Below are 15,965 nucleotides of genomic sequence, written 5' to 3'. Positions count from 1 at the left end.
GAGTCATTAATTTGTGCGGGCGTAAGCGTCCAGCAGCTTGCGGTCAATTTTGCCGTTAGGATTCAGCGGCAAAGCGTCTTTTACGATAATTTGTGAAGGCACCATATAGTGCGGAACCACCTTCGACAGCGACGTTTTGATGGTGTCCGGCGCCATATCCGTCACGCAGAACGCGGCAATGCGCAGCACGCTGCCGCAGGATTTCATCAGCGGCAGAACCACCGCTTCGTTGATGCCGGACATCGCCAGCAGGCGGTTTTCAATCTCGTTGATTTCAATACGGTAACCGTTCAGTTTGACCTGGCTGTCGTTGCGGCCCTGGCAGTAGATGAGCCCCGCTTCATAGCCCAGATCGCCGGTACGGTAGCCGCGAAACGCTTCATCTTCCCGACGGAGTAATTTCGCCGCGTTCTCCTGCGGCAGGCCGAGATAGCCGCGCATGACGTTTTTACCCCAGATAATCAGCTCGCCGTCGGCGGAAATTTCCATTTTGCTCTCAGGCATCATGACCCCCACCGGCAGCACGGCGCTGTCGCTGTTGAGGATCGCATCCGTGATTTCAACCACGGTCGTCGCGATCGTCGCTTCCGTAGGGCCATAGGAGTTAATGATTTTGGCCTGCGGGAAGCGGCGGCGAAGCTGTTTAACCAGCGCCTTATTGAGCACTTCACCAATGAAGATAAAGACGTTGAGTGTGGGCAAATACTCGCTGTTGAACTGCGGGGAAAGCAGCTGCTGGTAAGCAAAAGAGGGGGTCGAAACCCAGGCGGAGACCGCGTTGCTTTTCAGTCGCTCCAGCCAGTTCTCTTTCTGAATGTCCTCTTTGGCGTTCAGCACGATGTGTCCGCCCATCGCCAGATTCGCCAGCAAAGGGATCAGGGAGAGGTCAAAGCTGAATACCGCGTGGTTCATCAGGACCGGTTTTTCCGGCAGTGAAAAGTCCTGGCTGACCCATTTCATGAAGTGCCATACGCTTTCACGCCCAATCTGCACACCTTTAGGCTTGCCGGTGCTGCCTGAGGTAAACATGATATAGGCCAGATCCTGCTCCTCCAGTACCTTGCCCGGTTCCCCGGTGGCGATGAACTGCCGGGTCGCGACGTCGTAATAGTAAGGGGCGCTGGCCAGATGGCAGATCTCCCGCAGGCGCTCCTGCGGATAGATGCAGTCTACCGGGATGTACGGAATGTTGTGCAGCAGGCAGCTATAAATCGCCACGGCGAACTCGGCCTGCTGGTGTCCGTACAATACGACCGGCGTACCGGCAACAGGCTGGCAGCGCTGATAGCGCTGCGCCCAGTCCGTCACGGCAGCGGAAAGCTGTAGCCAGCTTAAGGCTTCGTCGCTGCTGCTGATGGCCAACTGCTGCGGGGAGGCGGGATCGCATAATGCCGCACGTAAGAAATCCTGCAGTTCCTGAAGATCGGAGTGATTTTTCATAGAGGTGACATTCCACTAAAGATGTAAAGGGATCCCGCGGCGCTTCCCAGCGTCAGAATTCGCCCTAAAAACGCAACAGCCGGATACTGCAGGCCGCGATGTAACACCGGGCTGCGTTTGGCTGACCACAGCAGCATGTTGTGAGCGACGGAAATCGCGCCAAACAGCGCGCCGCTGATGACGTAATGGCGTTCCAGGCCATTCCATGCCCCCATGCAGAATAAGGTGCAAAAAATACCGATATTTTGCGCCAGCGTTTTGTTCTGACGGAAAAAGTTGAATTTCATCAGGTTCATATAAACGGGCATAAAGACCACATCGCGCAGCCATTCAGACAAGCTGATGTGGAAGCGGCGCCAGAAATCCTGCGGGTTCTTTGCCAGAAGCGGCATGTTGAAGTTTGCCGGAATATTGAGTCCAAACAGGCGGCCTGCGCCGATGGCCATATTGCTGTAGCCCGCAAAATCAAAGTACAGGTAGGTGCTGTAGGCAATCGACATCACCACGCCCACGGTCAGCGTAAACGGCTTATGGCTCCAGGGCTGCACGACAAGCGAATCAATCAGCATGGCAAACAGGAACTTCTGGACAATGCCGGTAATGATTTGCTCTAACGCGACTAAAAACTGTTCACGGTTAAGGGCAAATACGGGCTTGCTTACGTCACTCATCCATGTCCGCCAGCGGTACATTGGGCCGGCCAGGATAATAAAGGGCATAAACAGATAACAGAAATAGTGCAGGAAGTTCTGACCTTCTTTTTTACTGCGATAGAGCAGCACGTCCAGCGCGCGGAACGTCATAAAAGAGAGGCCGATCATGCCCCAGTGGTTATTTAAATGTAATTTCACCAGCAGCAGCGGCAATAATGTCAGAACGACCGCCTGCCACGTTTTTAACCATCCCTTCTCTTTTAGCGTGGCAAAAACATAAAAGCTGAAAAAAACGGCGACAGGGACAATATAATCACCCTGAAATATATATCCCCATCCCAGCGCCGTCAGAACAGAGAGCGCAGATAACCAGGTCAGACGATGGCGTAATACGCGATTAACCAGCGCAAACGCCAGCGCGGATGAAAATAAATAAACAAAAAACATTCCTGAGCTGTACATCATTCGGCCTCAGAACTTTTGATATTCAAAATGCAGCTGCATACTCATGCTGTCATCGACAGAGGTCCACGCGACGATAGTGATCGCCAGCAGGAGATAAAGGAAAAAAAGACGGATCGCGATTTTCATTATTTAAAACTCTGTGCAATAAAGCGAATCATAGGAACCCAGGCCAGTTCGGAAGGGTGCAAACGATCCCAGTTCCATCCATTTTGATAAGGCATGGCGTACATATCTAAATAAGGGATCTGGTTCTTTTCCAGAATGGTTTTAATTTGCTTATCCACCGGGCGGAAGGTATCGGTATTGTAAAGCGCCCAGGGGTTAACCGGGTCGACGATAGCAATCACCTGCACGTGATGTTCTTTAAGCAGCTGGACGGTTTTACTGAAGGCGGCGATTTGCGCAGGCACAACCGGCGTGTCATCCCACTGTTGCGGCTTACCGTCCTCTTCGTAAATCGTTTTGTCCATCCACAGGGTAGCCGCGCTCTGCTGGCGTTTTTTATTTAACTCGCGCGCATTCGCCAGCTCTTTATCCCAGTCGGGGGCAATATGGGCGGTTGGCTGCTGCGGCCAGGGCTGTACCGTCTGGGGTGTGATGTTGAGCAGCGCCAGCCAGTCGTTTTTTATCAGGGTGCAGACGTTGGCAAACTGGAAGCTCAGCTCGTCCCACATCAGATCGGGGTGCCAGCCAAAGACGCGCATTTGGCCAAAGGTTAAATGGCTTATTTCTTTACTATCAATATGCTTTAAATAATTAACCAGCAGCGGGCGCGCCTGCGGATCCTTCATCAGTGGATTAAAAATAGAGCCGGGAAAATTATCGGCATAGATAGCCGGTGGCAGCCCTTTTGAGTAAAAGCTGTCAGGTGCCAGAAGCAGAACAACTTTACTGTTTGCGTTAAGGCTATTTTTAAAACGTGATAACAGTAAAAATTGCGTTTCATCATCGACGAACGCATCGCCATACGCCACGACGGGTTTGTGCAATTGCTTATTAAAGTAATTATATACAGCGTAATGTTCATCTTCTGAGGTGGCAACCTCAGATGCGCCAATGAAGAAAATAGCATTCCCTTCTAAGGCATGGGAAATAGTCGCAATTTTTTCCGCTTGTTCTTTAGGCGTGCCCGCCATTGATTTAATCAGCGGCTGGAAGGTGAGGGGCGGATTGAAGCTCGTCACCAGCGGGTGAACACAGAGGAACAAAATGGCCAGGGTCGCCATCAGGATATGTAAGCAAAGCGTATTTTTGATTTTCATCATCAACCCGTAACACTGCATGGCAGTAATGTCTAAAATCTGCGGGAATTCAGATTTATAACAATTACACAACAAATGACCTTCTATTTTTGAGGCATTCTATACCAGAGCGATTTAAAAGGATGAGCGTTGCTATGTTACGGTATGTACAAGGTCGAGGTGAGTGACGTGAGAGCAGCGTATGGGTAATTTTTGCGCAGTCAAACGCCGGTGGGTAAAAATAGAAAAATTCCTGCTTTACAAGGCGCTAATAGATGTTTATAGTGCGCCTCACTTTGGAAGCGTGGCCGAGCGGTTGAAGGCACCGGTCTTGAAAACCGGCGACCCGAAAGGGTTCTAGAGTTCGAATCTCTACGCTTCCGCCAAATTCGAAACCCTGCGATAGCAATATCGCAGGGTTTTTTCGTTTTACAGCGCAATCACCAGCTCCCCGGAATGGCTCCGCGAGCAGCACAGCGCCACCTGCTGGTCCGTTGCGCTTTTTTCCGCCTCCGACTGCACGCTATCCCGGTGATCCGCCACGCCGTCAATCACCGGCGTCAGGCACGCCCCGCAGATCCCCATTTCGCATGACAGCGGCACGTCCACGCCGTTTTCCTGTAATACCTGAGCGATGGTCTTATCCGCAGGCACCGGCCAGCGCTCCCCGGTCGAGGCGAGTTTGACCGTAAAGATCTCGCCCGCGTCACCGAGTGCGGCAGGGGCCACAGGCTGAAACGCCTCGCTGTGAAGATGGTCATCATCCCATCCCCTGGCCGTCGCCACGTCTCGCACTTTTTCCATAAACCCTGCCGGACCGCAGATCCAGGCGTGAAGCCCCGACTCAGCCACCGGAAGATGTTCTGCCAGCGCCGTGCGCGGGCTGGCGGTATGAATCTGGCACTCACCGAACCGGGAAAGTTCGCGCGTAAACGCCGCGCTTTCGCGGCGTTTGACGTAATAGTGCAGCGTAAACGGCGTTCCGGCCGCCTTCAGCTGCAGGGCCATTGCATACAGCGGCGTAATGCCAATGCCTGCCGCCAGCAGCAACACCCGCTCAGCCTGATGCAGCGGAAACAGATTGCGCGGAGCAGAAATCGCTAATTTCTGCCCGGGTCGCAGCGTCTCGTGAACGTAGCGCGATCCGCCTCGCGAGGCAGTTTCCCGCCCCACGCAGATAAGATAGCTCTCGTCTCCACATGCCCCGGTCAGGGAATACTGGCGCACCGCGCCGCAGGGCAGGTGCACATCAATGTGCGCGCCGGGCTGCCACGCCGGCAGCGCGTTACCGTCTTCAGCTACCAGCCTGACGGCGAGGCTTTTATCGCCCTCGCGCCACAGCCCGTCAACAATTACGCTCAGCATATCGGCCTCCGTCATACGAGGAAAAATTCGCCAAAGCCCATCTTCTTCAGCCCCCGACGGTAGGCAATTGAGCTTTTATCGGCGGGAATATGGGCTTCCAGGGTCAGATCCAGCGGCAGACTTTCCGGGCGCTGGGTTTCGACCATCAGGCGATCCTCTTCAAAAATCCGCAGATTGAAGGCATGCACATCTTCCACCGGGATATGCAGGTCAAAGTTACGCGCGATCGGCGCGAACATGCGGGTTACACGTGACGAGACGGGCGATGCGGCGTTCATAATGACCAGTCTCGATTCTCCCGGAAAATGAATCGTCAGGGTGGCGGTAAACGGCAGATGCATTTCAAAATGGCGCAGCCACTGGAACCCTTCTGGCGCCTGCACGGGTGAACTGGCGGGATAGTTGCTCACGGAGCTCCAGTAATCGGCAACAAAACCGAACGACGTCTCCTGCGGCTGATAGGTGGGAACCAGCTGATTACTGGGATCGGCAAAGGTATCGGTGTGGATCCAGGCAAAGTGCGCCACGTCCAGAAACCCCTCTACCTGACGACCGGCAAAGCCGTTCACCTCAAACGCCGGGCAGTTGATCTGCTGAAATCCGTCGTCATCCCAGTGCGGCATGGTGGGCAGCGGTACAGGATTGTCCGGGTCAAACGCCAGGCAGGTCCAGATCAGGCCGAAGCGCTCTTCCACGGCGTAGTTAATCAGGTTCAGCTTCGCCGGAACGGGCTGATCGGGGCTGGACGGAATACGGTTGCAGCGCCCGTCCTCCCCAAAGCGGAGGCCGTGGTAGGGGCAGATAATCCCATGCTCATCGTGAAAGCCGAGCGTCAGCGGCACGCCGCGGTGCGGGCAGACGTCACGGGCGACCACGACCTGGTCGTTAATCCGGTAAATCACCAGCTGTTCATCCAGCAGGGTCGCTTTGACCGGTGCCGGGCCAACGTCGCAGGCGCGCGCGACCGGATGCCAGCATTTCGCGAGGCGCAGCCAGTCCTCTGGCTCAAACGTGCAGTGGGCGGGTGGAGTCGGTTCTCTGTTCATCGTTATCCCTCTTACGTTCAGCCTAACGGGCCGCCCTGAATGGTCTCGCACAGACCGTTGATGATGCGCTCGCCGGTCTCCTCTTTGAGCTCCTGATACCAGGCCTGCGTCAACGCCATGTCTTTCCCGTGGGTGATGTCGCAGCGCTTACGGGCCTTCAGGACCAGGTCGCGCACCCGGTCGCAGCGCAGCGCCTCGTACTGCCGCAGCGCCAGCGTGATGTTGTGGTTTTCTCGCAGGCATTCTCCCAGCACCACGGCGTCTTCCATCGCCGCACAGCCGCCCTGGCCGATATCCGGCGTGGTGCTGTGTCCGGCATCGCCGAGCAGCGCGACGTTGCCGCGCACCAGGCTGTCGAACGGCTCAATGTCGTGGATTTCAATGCGGTTGGTCGTTTCAGGATCCAGCGCCGCGATAAGCTTCTGCACCGGCGGCGCCCAGCCGCGGAAGTAGCCCGTAAGGTCGGCGCGCAGGGTGGTGCGATCCTCCGCCAGGCCCGCGGGCAGCGGTACGTCAAAAAAGAAGTAGAAGCGTCCGCCGGAGACGGGCATCAGCGACACGCGTTTGCCTTCGCCAACGAAGGTGGTCCACTGGTGCGCCGGGGCGATCTCTTCGTCAATCTTCACCAGCCCGTTCCAGTTCACGTACCCGGAGTAGCGGCGCTCCGGGGTATACCCCAGCACGTACGGGCGCACGGCGGAGTGGCTGCCGTCGGCGGCAATCAGAAAATCGCCGGCTGCCGTGGTGCCGTCGGTGAAGGTCACGTTCACGCCCGCGTCGTCTTCATGGACGCGTTCGACGCGCTTGCCGAACTGCACCTTATCGCGCCCCCAGAAGTCCAGCATTTCGCGCTGAAGCTCGGCGCGCGAGACGGGGCAGGGACGCCCGCCGGTACGCTCAACCAGCGGGGCAAGGCTGAAGCGGGTCAGGGTGTCGCCGCGCCGGTAATCCTTGTAGGCCATAAAACGCATCGGACCGCCGTACGTCTCGATGATGTCGCCCATGCCGAGGTGCTGCATGCATTTCACGCCGTTAGGCCAGATGGAGATGGCCGCCCCGACGGGCCTGATCTCTTTGACGGCTTCAAACACGGTACAGTCGATGCCCGCTTTCTTCAGCGCGACGGCGGCGCTCAGGCCGCCAATACCCGCACCAATGACGATTGCTCTCATGCTTCTCTCCTTTTGCAGGGTGTAAAGACATTCAGCAATTTGCGTACCAGGCTGCAGAGTGGCGAAAACGGCGTTGTGAGGGAGACGTTTGCACTGCTAAGGTGCGCAAACGCGGTGAGCGTGCCTTTTTTTGAATCAAAAATTTCCTGGTCGACCTTGTGGAATCGACTGTTTCACGCCCGCGCTCAGAGTGGCGTGGTTTGTGCAATACCCGAAGGAAGACAATAAAGGAGACGCTATGATCGCACTGCACGACTTCAATCATCTTCCTCACGAAAAGGCGTTAGCGCTGATTCATCCCTGCGTGGCGCTCCCCGGCTGGGCCGATGCGCTGGCGCTGGGGCGGCCATACGCCAGCCGGGACGAATTGTTCAGTACGGCAAACGCGCTGACGCAAAACTGGGACGAAGCGGCGCTGGTGCAGGCCCTGAGCGCCCATCCGCGCATCGGGGAAAAGCCCGCAGGTTCACAGGCGGAGGCGGCGCTGTCGCGCCAGGAGCAGGGCGCGGTGAATGAAGGCGATGCTGCCCTTGCCCGGGCGCTGCGCGAGGGCAATGCCCGCTACGAGGCCCGCTTCGGACGCGTGTTTCTGATCCGCGCGAAGGGCCGCAGCGGCGAGGAGATTTTACAGGCGCTGCACGCGCGGCTGGAGAACAGCGACGCGCAGGAAGTCCGTGCAGCGCTGGAACAGCTGCGGGAAATTACGCTGCTACGGCTGGAAGGAGTCATTAGCGAATGAGCACACTTAGCACCCATATTCTGGATATCTCGACGGGCAAACCCGCAGAGGGCGTGACGGTTCATCTACAACAGGACGGGAACACGCTGGCCACGGGCGTGACCAACGCCCAGGGGCGCATCGCCGCGTTCGTTCCCTCTCTGCCCGCAGGCCGCTATCGGCTGGTGGCGGAGATCGGCGCGTGGTTTAGCGAAACCGGTCGCGACACGATCTGGCCCTGCGCGCAAATTGATTTTGTGACGGGAGAAACGGCAGACGAACATTTCCACCTGCCGTTTGTGATTGCGCCCGGCGGGTGGTCAACCTACCGGGGCAGTTGACCACACCCGCTCGCCGTTGACCCAGGTCTCGCTGATGTTGCGCTCGTCGCCGAGGGTCATCAGCACAAAAAGCTGCTCGTAGATATCCTGGCAGCGGCGATTGCGCAGGCGCTGCAGCGGCGTCACGTCAGGGTCGATAACCACGAAATCCGCCTCTTTGCCGGGCGCGAAGTTGCCAATCTTATCGTCGAGCCTGAGGGCGTGCGCACCGCCCAGCGTGGCGTGATAAAAGGCCTCGCTGGCGCGCAGGCGGTAGCTCTGAAGCTGGCCGACCTTGTAGGCCTCCCCCAGGGTACGCAGCATGCTGAAGGTGGTTCCCGCACCGACGTCGGTGCCGATGCCCATCCGCACCCTGTGCTGCCAGCAGGCGGGCAGGCGAAACAGCCCGCTGCCGAGAAACAGGTTAGAGGTGGGGCAAAACGCCACCGCCGAACCGGTGTCGTGCAGGCACTGCCACTCGCTGTGGTGAAGGTGAATCGCGTGGGCAAACACGCTGCGCTCGCCGGTCAGGCCGTAGTGGTGATACACGTCCAGATAGCGCTCGTGCTCCGGCCAGAGGTCGCTCACCCAGGCCACTTCGTTGGGATTTTCGCTCAGGTGGGTCTGCATCCAGGTATCCGGGAACTCTTCTCTGAGCAGGCTGACCGCGGCGAGCAGCTCGGGGGATGAGGTCGGCGCAAAGCGCGGGGTAATGGCATACCCCAAGCGTCCCCGGTGGTGCCAGCGCTGGATCAGCTCGCGCGTCTGCCGGTAGCTCTGCTTCGCGTCTTCGCTGAGATAGTCCGGCGCGTGTCTGTCCATCATCACCTTTCCGGCGATAAGGCGCATGTTCAGGCGCAGGGCTTCGGTAAACAGCGCCTCTACCGATTCCGGATGCAGCGTGCAAAACACCAGCGCGGTGGTGGTGCCGTTGCTCACCAGCTGCTGAATGAAAAATTCGGCGATCTCTTTCGCGTAGGCTTCATCGGAAAACTGGCTCTCCACCGGGAACGTATAGGTGGTCAGCCACTCCAGCAGCTGTTCGCCAAAGGCGCCGATCATCTCCGTTTGCGGATAATGGACGTGGGTGTCGACAAAACCGGGCAACAGCAGCCTGCCGCGCAGGTCGGTGTAGCCCTTGTGGGGGTCAAGATACTGCTCACCCTCCTGCCACGGCATGTGCGCCAGAATTTTCCCGCTCTGTATAAACAGCAGCCCGTCCTCAAGGTAGCGCGCGTGTTGGGCAATCGCGTCTGCGCTGTCGCAGGCCTGGGCAATATCAAAAAATGCGCCGCGGATCGCTGTCTGGTAATCCATCATGGTTCCTGCCTTAGTGTTTGCGTAGCGGGGTGAGAAGGCGCAGCAAGAACGGTGCCAGAATGAACGGGCCGCAGCTAAGCTGCGGCCGGAAGGAGGGGGTTTACTCTTTTTGCGTTGCCACGCGGGAGCTGAACGACGTCGCGCCCGCCGTCTCGCGATCTTCCCGCGCCAGCCAGCGGTAGGTCACGCCGCCGAGGAAGACGCCGATAAACCAGCTGAAGTTCGCCACCTCATGCAGGGCCGGGATGAAGCTAATCACCAGGCCCACGGCAACGGACGGGATCAGCGCGCCGATGGCTTTCGGGTTAAAGCCGTTGCGGTACCAGTATTTGCCCTTTGGCGTGTCGTCGAACAGATCGTCAACCGACACCTTGCCGCGCTTAATCAGGTAGAAGTCGGCAATCAGAATGCCGAACAGCGGGCCGATAAACGCCCCGAGCACGTCCAGGGTGTAGTGGATAAGCTCCGGCGAGTTGAACAGGTTCCACGGGGTGAGCAGGATCGAGCCGACGGCGGCAATCATGCCCCCGGTGCGGAAGCTGATTTTCTGCGGCGAGCAATTAGAGAAATCAAACGCCGGGGAGACAAAGTTCGCGACGATGTTGATCCCGATGGTGGCGGTGATCATCGTCAGCAGGCCAATCGCCACGGCCAGATCGTTGCCCACGCGGCTGACGGTTTCGATCGGGTCGGTGATCATGCGTCCAAACAGCGACTGGGTGCCGGAGACAATCACCACGGTGACGATGGAGAACAGCAGGAAGTTAAACGGCAGGCCCCAGCGGTTGCCGCGGCGGATCTCGCCCATGCTTTTGCCGTAGCGGGAGAAGTCGCCGAAGTTGAGCAGCGGGCCGGAGAAGTAAGACACCACCAGCGCGGTCGCGGTGATCATCTGCCAGGTCTGCTCGCCCGCGCTCAGGGATTTGCTGGCGAGGGTGAAGGAAATGCCGTCAAAACCGGTCTTGTATACAATCCAGCCTGCGAGGGCCAGCATCACCACGTAGACCGCCGGACCGGCGATATCAATAAAGCGCTTGATGGCGTTCATGCCGTGCCAGAAAACCATCGCCTGCAGTACCCACATAATGGCAAAGCAGATCCAGCCGAGATGCGACAGGCCCAGGAACGCGCCTGTGGTAAGCGAAGAGAGCGACGGCCAGAACTTCAGCGCCACCAGCATCAGGGCGTTGGCGGCCAGATAGGTCTGAATACCGTACCACGCGAAGGCAATCAGCCCGCGGATCACCGCCGGAATATTGGCTCCGAAGACGCCAAACGCCTGACGGCTGATCACCGCATAGGGCACGCCCGCCATCTGGCTCGGTTTGGCCACCAGGTTGGCGCACAGCTGCACGATGCAAATTCCCACCAGCAGGCAAAGCAGAACCTGCCAGCTTGCCAGCCCGAGCGTAAAGAAGCTCGCGGCGACAACATAACCCCCCATGCTGTGAACGTCCGACATCCAGAACGAAAAAATGTTGTACCAGCTCCAGTTCTGGTCACGCGTCGGTGCCAGATCCTCATTGCAAAGACGTGGGCTGTAAACCGCACCGGAATCAGCGGCCGTACCCTGCTGCGCGTTTTGACTGTTTGGCATGAAACCTGCTCCTGTGAATGAAAACCCGTTAAGCGGGAGTGCAGACGGTGTTGCAGGATCCAGGCCAAAATAATAAATCTTGTATGCAATATTTTATTTTTATGTATACGATTCGATAACGAAGAGTAAAAGACGGAGTGGTGAATGAACAACATAAATGCCCTGCAGACAGCGCCAGACCTGCATGACAAAGATGAATCGATCTTTCAGGCGCTGATGACCGCGATTGTCGAACATCAGCTGCTGCCGGGGAGCAAACTGCCGGAAGAGGCGCTGGCCGAGGTGTTTGGCGTAAGCCGCACGGGCATCCGCAAGGTGCTTCAACGACTCGCCGCTGTGCAAATGGTCACCTTAACGCCCAAGCGTGGTGCACACGTTGCCAGCCCGACGGTGGAAGAGGCGCAGCACATCTTCCGCACCCGCGCCCTGCTGGAGGTCGCAAACCTGCCAGACGTGCTGGCCCGCTGCCAGCCGCCGCACCTTGCCGCCCTGGAAGCCATTATTCGCCAGGAGCAGCAGGCGCACGAGGCGTACGACGGCCCGGCGGCAATTCGCCACTCCGCCAATTTCCACATTCAGCTGCAGGCCATCTCCGGCAACCAGGTGCTGACGGAAATGGTGACCGGCCTGAGCCAGCGCTCGTCGCTGGTGATTGCCACCTGGGGCGCGCCGTGGCGTCAGGGGTGCCGCTGCAACGATCACGAACAGCTTGTGGATCTGCTGCGCCAGAAGGCGCTCCAGCCGCTAAGCGATGCCTTAATGCACCATTTTGAACATATCGTCGCCAGCCTCTGCTTCGAGCGGGCGGGCGAGTGCCTGCCTGATTTTGCCCGGCTGTTTGCCGGCCACAAGGAGTCGTAATGTCCTCTGTCTGTATACAAGTGATTAACCCCAACACCAGCCTCGCGATGACGGAAACCATCGGCGCGGCGGCCCGCGCGGTGGCGGCGCCGGGAACGGAGATCCTCGCGGTCTGCCCGAGCGCGGGCGTGCCGTCTATAGAAGGCCACTTTGATGAGGCCATCGCCGCCGTGGGGGTTCTCGAACAGGTTAAGCTCGGCAGAGAGCAGGGCGTGGATGGTCACGTCATCGCCTGCTTTGGCGATCCGGGCCTGCTGGCGGCGCGCGAGCTGGCGCAGGGGCCGGTTATAGGCATTGCGGAAGCCGCCATGCATATGGCGACGCTGGTGGCGACGCGCTTTTCGGTGGTCACCACGCTGCCGCGCACGTTGATTATTGCCCGCCATCTGCTGCACCAGTATGGCTTTCACGATCGCTGCGCGGCGCTGCACGCTATCGATCTCCCGGTGCTGGCGCTGGAAGACGGCAGCGGTCTGGCGCAGGAGAAGGTGCGTGCGCGCTGTATACAGGCGCTGAAGGAGGACGGCTGCGGCGCCATCGTGCTGGGCTGCGGCGGCATGGCGACGCTGGCGCAGGAGCTGACGCGCGAGCTGCGCGTGCCGGTCATCGACGGCGTCAGCGCGGCGGTGAAGATGGTGGAATCGCTGGTGGCGCTGGGGCTGTCGACCAGCAAGCACGGGGATCTGGCGTTCCCGGAGAAAAAAGCGTTAAGCGGACAGTTTCAGGCACTGAATCCATTTTGAAGATGAGGGGAGACGTAATGGCGCTTTTTGAACAGGATTACCCGCGGGATCTGCGCGGCTACGCGGGCAACCCGCCGCACGCGAGGTGGCCGAATCAGGCGCGCGTCGCCGTGCAGTTTGTGCTCAATTATGAAGAAGGGGCGGAAAACCACGTTCTGCACGGGGATGCCGGTTCAGAGCAGTTCCTGTCGGACATTATCGGCGCGGCCAGCTACCCTGATAAACACATGTCGATGGACTCCCTCTACGAATACGGCAGCCGCGCCGGATTCTGGCGGATCCACAGTGAATTTCAAAAGCGCGGCCTGCCGCTGACGGTCTTTGGCGTGGCGATGGCGCTGGCGCGTCACCCGGATATTGTTGAGGCGATCAAAGCGGCGGATTACGACGTGGTTAGCCACGGCTGGCGCTGGATCCATTATCAGAATATGGATATCAGCCAGGAGCGCGAGCATCTGCAGAAAGCGGTGCATGTACTGACCGATCTGTTTGGCAAGCCACCGACGGGCTGGTACACCGGGCGCGACAGCCCCAACACCCGCCAGCTGGTGGTGGAGCACGGCGGTTTCGACTATGACAGCGACTACTACGGCGACGATCTGCCCTTCTGGACGGAAGTGGCCTGCAGCGACGGCACCCGTAAACCACACCTGATTGTGCCATACACGCTGGATGCTAACGACATGCGCTTCGCCACCGCGCAGGGGTTTAACACCGCCGAGCAGTTTTATACCTACCTGAAGGACAGTTTTGACGTGCTGTACGAAGAGGGGGAACGCGCGCCGAAGATGATGTCCATCGGCATGCACTGCCGCCTGCTGGGGCGGCCGGGGCGGTTTCGCGCGCTGCAGCGTTTCCTGGATTACGTGCAGCAGCACGAGCGGGTGTGGGTCTGTACCCGCCAGCAGATTGCCGACCACTGGCGGGATGTGCATCCGTTTAAGAAGTAAGTGTGCGATGTTTTGCCGGGTGGCGGCTGCGCCTTACCCGGCCTACGACTACGACATCAAACTCACCTGCGCCGCCACGATCCGCCACCCGTAGGCAAACCGCACCCACGTCTGCTGCTGGCGGCCAATGCGATCCGTGCCCTCGCGGGTAAACTCGGTGCTGCACACGGCATAATCCTCCCCGAAGGTGGTAATCACGGTGTGACGCAGCGTCCGCTGCAGCCCGGCGGCGGGGCGCGCCGCGCGAAAGGCGCGGATTTCATCAATCCCATACAGGTTTTCACCCGCCCCCAGACGCACCGTGTTTTTGTCGTGCCAGAACAGCTCGTCCAGCACCGCAACGTTGTTGCTCACCAGCGCGTCTTCATAGCGGTAAAACGCGGCGGTCACCTCGGCAACTACCCACGGCAGGTTAATGTCATCGTGATTCATCATGCGGCCACCTCCGCCGGACGCGCGTCGGCGATCCCACTCTCTTCCAGCACGCGCGCTACGCGCAGGCAGGCCTGCTCGTTAAACGGCGCGGCAATCAGCTGCAGGCCAATCGGCGCACCCTGGGCGGTGCGCAGCGGAACGGTGGTCACGGGCAGGCCCAGAAATGAAATCGGCTGGGTCAGCATCCCCATGCTGGCGCGAATGGGGAGCGGCTGGCCGTTAATCTCCATGGTCTGCTCACCCGCGAGCGTCGCGCTGCGCGGCGTCGCCGGGGCGATCAGCACGTCGGCCTGCGCGAACAGGGTTTTAAACGCCTGCCGGGCGTGCGCGCGAAACCGCTGGGCCTGAATGTACCAGGCGGAGGGGATCATCGCCCCGGCCAGCAGGCGTTCGCGAGAGTGCGGTTCAAAACGCTCGGGCTCGCGGCGAAGCGCGGGCAGGTACTGATTTCCCCCTTCGGAGGCGCTGATGATAAACGCCGCGGAGCGCGCCAGCTCGGCATCAGGGAACTGCAGCTCATCCTGCACGTCGAGCGCCTTCGCCACCCGCGCCACGGCGTCTCTGGCGTCTGCGTCGCACCAGGTGGTGAAATAGCCGCCGAGCACCGCGCAGCGCAGGCCATCAAGCCCGCGATCGAGCAGGGGGCGCGTCTGTTCCCGGGAGCACTCGGCCTGAAAACCGTCGCTGGTATCCCGTCCCTGCAGCGCATCATACACGGACGCCAGGTCGCACACGCGGCGGGCGAAGGGGCCGATATGATCCAGGCTCGCGACAAACGGATGGCTGCCGGATCGCGACAGGCGGCCAAAGGTGGGCTTCAGGCCGTAGATGCCGCACAGGGAGGCCGGAACGCGAATCGAGCCGTTGGTGTCGGTGCCGAGCGAAAAGTGCACCAGCCCGGCGGCTACGGCGGCGGCCGAGCCGCCGGACGACCCGCCCGCAATGCGCGCCAGATCGTGCGGGTTACGTGTGGTGCCGTAGTGGCTGTTTTCGGTCGTGAAGCCGTAGGCGTAGGCGTCCATGTTCACCATCCCGGTCAGCAGCCCGCCCGCGCTGCGCAGCTGGCGCACCGCGAAGCTGTCAGCGGCCGCGGCGGGGCGCTGGCTGAACAGCTCTGCCCCTGCAAGGGTGGTGTGGCCGGCAACGTCGAACAGATTTTTAACCGCGTAAGGCACGCCCGCCAGCGGCGGCAGGGGACGCTTTTCCCGTCGCAGGGTATCAATATTGTCGGCTTCGGCGAGCATGCGTTCTTCCGTCACGGCGGTCCAGGCACCGATCTGCGGATTCACGCGCGCAATCGCCTCCAGCGTCTGGCTGGCAATCTCGCGAGCGCTCAGCTCGCCCGCGCCCAGAGCATGCTGGATCGCGCTGATACTCATCTCGTGTAGCCTCATGCTTTGTACACTCCTGCGATCTCCAGACGGTCGTCGAGCGGCAGCGACATCAGCGGGGCGGCCATGTTTGCAATGCGGCTGAACTGCACCTGCAGCTCGGCGCGGCGGGCATCGTCCAGCGTCACGCCGAGCACGGACTCCATTTGCGCCAGATACGCCTGCCAGTCGGGTTGTTGTGTCGTCATTGTTTTCTCCTCAAAATCCGGCGGCCGCGCCGTTGCTGCGCGGGTCAAATGCCCCTTCGA

General features: G+C 59.5%; 15 protein-coding genes, 1 tRNA gene and 1 pseudogene. 6 read left to right on the top strand and 11 right to left on the bottom strand.

Features of this window, described 5'->3' with window-relative positions:
• Positions 1-6: 6 nt before the first annotated feature.
• From DEO48_RS05005 to DEO48_RS04995, 3 genes are all read right to left on the bottom strand, one after another.
• On the bottom strand, positions 7-1,440 hold the full coding sequence (locus tag DEO48_RS05005; RefSeq protein ID WP_109844528.1) for an AMP-binding protein: 1,434 nt from the start codon (positions 1,438-1,440) through the stop codon (positions 7-9).
• Positions 1,437-2,555, bottom strand: a complete 1,119-nt coding sequence (locus DEO48_RS05000) for an MBOAT family O-acyltransferase (RefSeq protein WP_109844527.1) — start codon at positions 2,553-2,555, stop codon at positions 1,437-1,439. The genes DEO48_RS05005 and DEO48_RS05000 overlap by 4 nt, the downstream gene beginning before the upstream one ends.
• A 128-nt stretch (positions 2,556-2,683) precedes the next feature.
• Positions 2,684-3,820: a D-alanyl-lipoteichoic acid biosynthesis protein DltD gene (locus tag DEO48_RS04995; RefSeq protein WP_109844526.1), complete on the bottom strand. Its 1,137-nt coding sequence runs from the start codon at positions 3,818-3,820 to the stop codon at positions 2,684-2,686.
• A gap of 277 nt (positions 3,821-4,097) precedes the next feature.
• Between DEO48_RS04995 and DEO48_RS04990 the strand changes: the two genes are divergently transcribed.
• A tRNA-Ser gene (locus DEO48_RS04990) sits at positions 4,098-4,185 on the top strand.
• A gap of 43 nt (positions 4,186-4,228) precedes the next feature.
• On the opposite strand, the gene DEO48_RS04985 is transcribed toward DEO48_RS04990, so the two are convergent.
• From DEO48_RS04985 to hpxO, 3 genes are read right to left on the bottom strand one after another with little or no spacing between them, the layout of a single operon-like run.
• Positions 4,229-5,164 (bottom strand): PDR/VanB family oxidoreductase, encoded by a 936-nt coding sequence (locus tag DEO48_RS04985; RefSeq protein ID WP_109844552.1) that lies wholly within the window; start codon positions 5,162-5,164, stop codon positions 4,229-4,231.
• Between the two features lie 11 nt (positions 5,165-5,175).
• On the bottom strand, positions 5,176-6,210 hold the full coding sequence (hpxD, locus tag DEO48_RS04980) for a molybdenum cofactor-independent xanthine hydroxylase subunit HpxD (protein ID WP_109844525.1): 1,035 nt from the start codon (positions 6,208-6,210) through the stop codon (positions 5,176-5,178).
• Positions 6,211-6,227: 17 nt separating this feature from the next.
• Complete coding sequence (gene hpxO, locus DEO48_RS04975) at positions 6,228-7,382, bottom strand: FAD-dependent urate hydroxylase HpxO (RefSeq protein ID WP_109844524.1); 1,155 nt, start codon at positions 7,380-7,382, stop codon at positions 6,228-6,230.
• 238 nt (positions 7,383-7,620) lie between these two features.
• Here hpxO and uraD point away from each other — a divergent pair, with 238 nt between their 5' ends.
• Positions 7,621-8,121, top strand: a complete 501-nt coding sequence (gene uraD, locus DEO48_RS04970) for a 2-oxo-4-hydroxy-4-carboxy-5-ureidoimidazoline decarboxylase (RefSeq protein WP_109844523.1) — start codon at positions 7,621-7,623, stop codon at positions 8,119-8,121.
• Positions 8,118-8,441 (top strand): hydroxyisourate hydrolase, encoded by a 324-nt coding sequence (gene uraH / locus DEO48_RS04965; protein WP_047174519.1) that lies wholly within the window; start codon positions 8,118-8,120, stop codon positions 8,439-8,441. Before uraD ends, uraH begins: the two co-directional genes overlap by 4 nt.
• On the opposite strand, the gene guaD is transcribed toward uraH, so the two are convergent.
• On the bottom strand, positions 8,421-9,737 hold the full coding sequence (gene guaD, locus DEO48_RS04960; protein ID WP_109844522.1) for a guanine deaminase: 1,317 nt from the start codon (positions 9,735-9,737) through the stop codon (positions 8,421-8,423). The two genes, uraH and guaD, sit on opposite strands and share 21 nt — an antisense overlap.
• Positions 9,738-9,840: 103 nt before the next feature.
• On the bottom strand, positions 9,841-11,337 hold the full coding sequence (locus DEO48_RS04955) for an NCS1 family nucleobase:cation symporter-1 (protein ID WP_023311055.1): 1,497 nt from the start codon (positions 11,335-11,337) through the stop codon (positions 9,841-9,843).
• A gap of 144 nt (positions 11,338-11,481) precedes the next feature.
• Between DEO48_RS04955 and DEO48_RS04950 the strand changes: the two genes are divergently transcribed.
• The 3 genes and pseudogenes from DEO48_RS04950 (at position 11,482) to puuE (ending at position 13,891) form a co-directional block, all read left to right on the top strand.
• Complete coding sequence (locus tag DEO48_RS04950) at positions 11,482-12,198, top strand: GntR family transcriptional regulator (protein WP_010429412.1); 717 nt, start codon at positions 11,482-11,484, stop codon at positions 12,196-12,198.
• A pseudogene (hpxA, locus tag DEO48_RS04945) lies at positions 12,198-13,074 on the top strand (allantoin racemase). The gene DEO48_RS04950 and the pseudogene hpxA overlap by 1 nt, the downstream one beginning before the upstream one ends.
• Positions 12,992-13,891, top strand: a complete 900-nt coding sequence (gene puuE, locus DEO48_RS04940) for an allantoinase PuuE (RefSeq protein ID WP_375232164.1) — start codon at positions 12,992-12,994, stop codon at positions 13,889-13,891. The pseudogene hpxA and the gene puuE overlap by 83 nt, the downstream one beginning before the upstream one ends.
• Positions 13,892-13,939: 48 nt before the next feature.
• On the opposite strand, the gene hpxZ is transcribed toward puuE, so the two are convergent.
• Genes hpxZ through hpxX form a run of 3 tightly spaced genes read right to left on the bottom strand, consistent with a single transcriptional unit; the run spans position 13,940 to position 15,905 of the window.
• A complete protein-coding gene (gene hpxZ, locus DEO48_RS04935) occupies positions 13,940-14,326 on the bottom strand; it encodes an oxalurate catabolism protein HpxZ (RefSeq protein ID WP_109844520.1) in 387 nt (128 codons plus the stop codon).
• On the bottom strand, positions 14,323-15,720 hold the full coding sequence (locus DEO48_RS04930; RefSeq protein WP_109844519.1) for an AtzE family amidohydrolase: 1,398 nt from the start codon (positions 15,718-15,720) through the stop codon (positions 14,323-14,325). Before DEO48_RS04930 ends, hpxZ begins: the two co-directional genes overlap by 4 nt.
• Positions 15,717-15,905, bottom strand: coding sequence for an oxalurate catabolism protein HpxX (gene hpxX / locus DEO48_RS04925; protein WP_109844551.1), 189 nt, complete (start codon positions 15,903-15,905; stop codon positions 15,717-15,719). Before hpxX ends, DEO48_RS04930 begins: the two co-directional genes overlap by 4 nt.
• Between the last annotated feature and the right edge of the window lie 60 nt (positions 15,906-15,965).

This window comes from Enterobacter sp. CGMCC 5087 (genome assembly GCF_003144775.1).
Lineage (GTDB): Bacteria > Pseudomonadota > Gammaproteobacteria > Enterobacterales > Enterobacteriaceae > Enterobacter > Enterobacter cloacae_M.
Note: the sequence above shows the minus strand (reverse complement) of the source record. Positions and strands in the feature narration are given on the sequence as shown.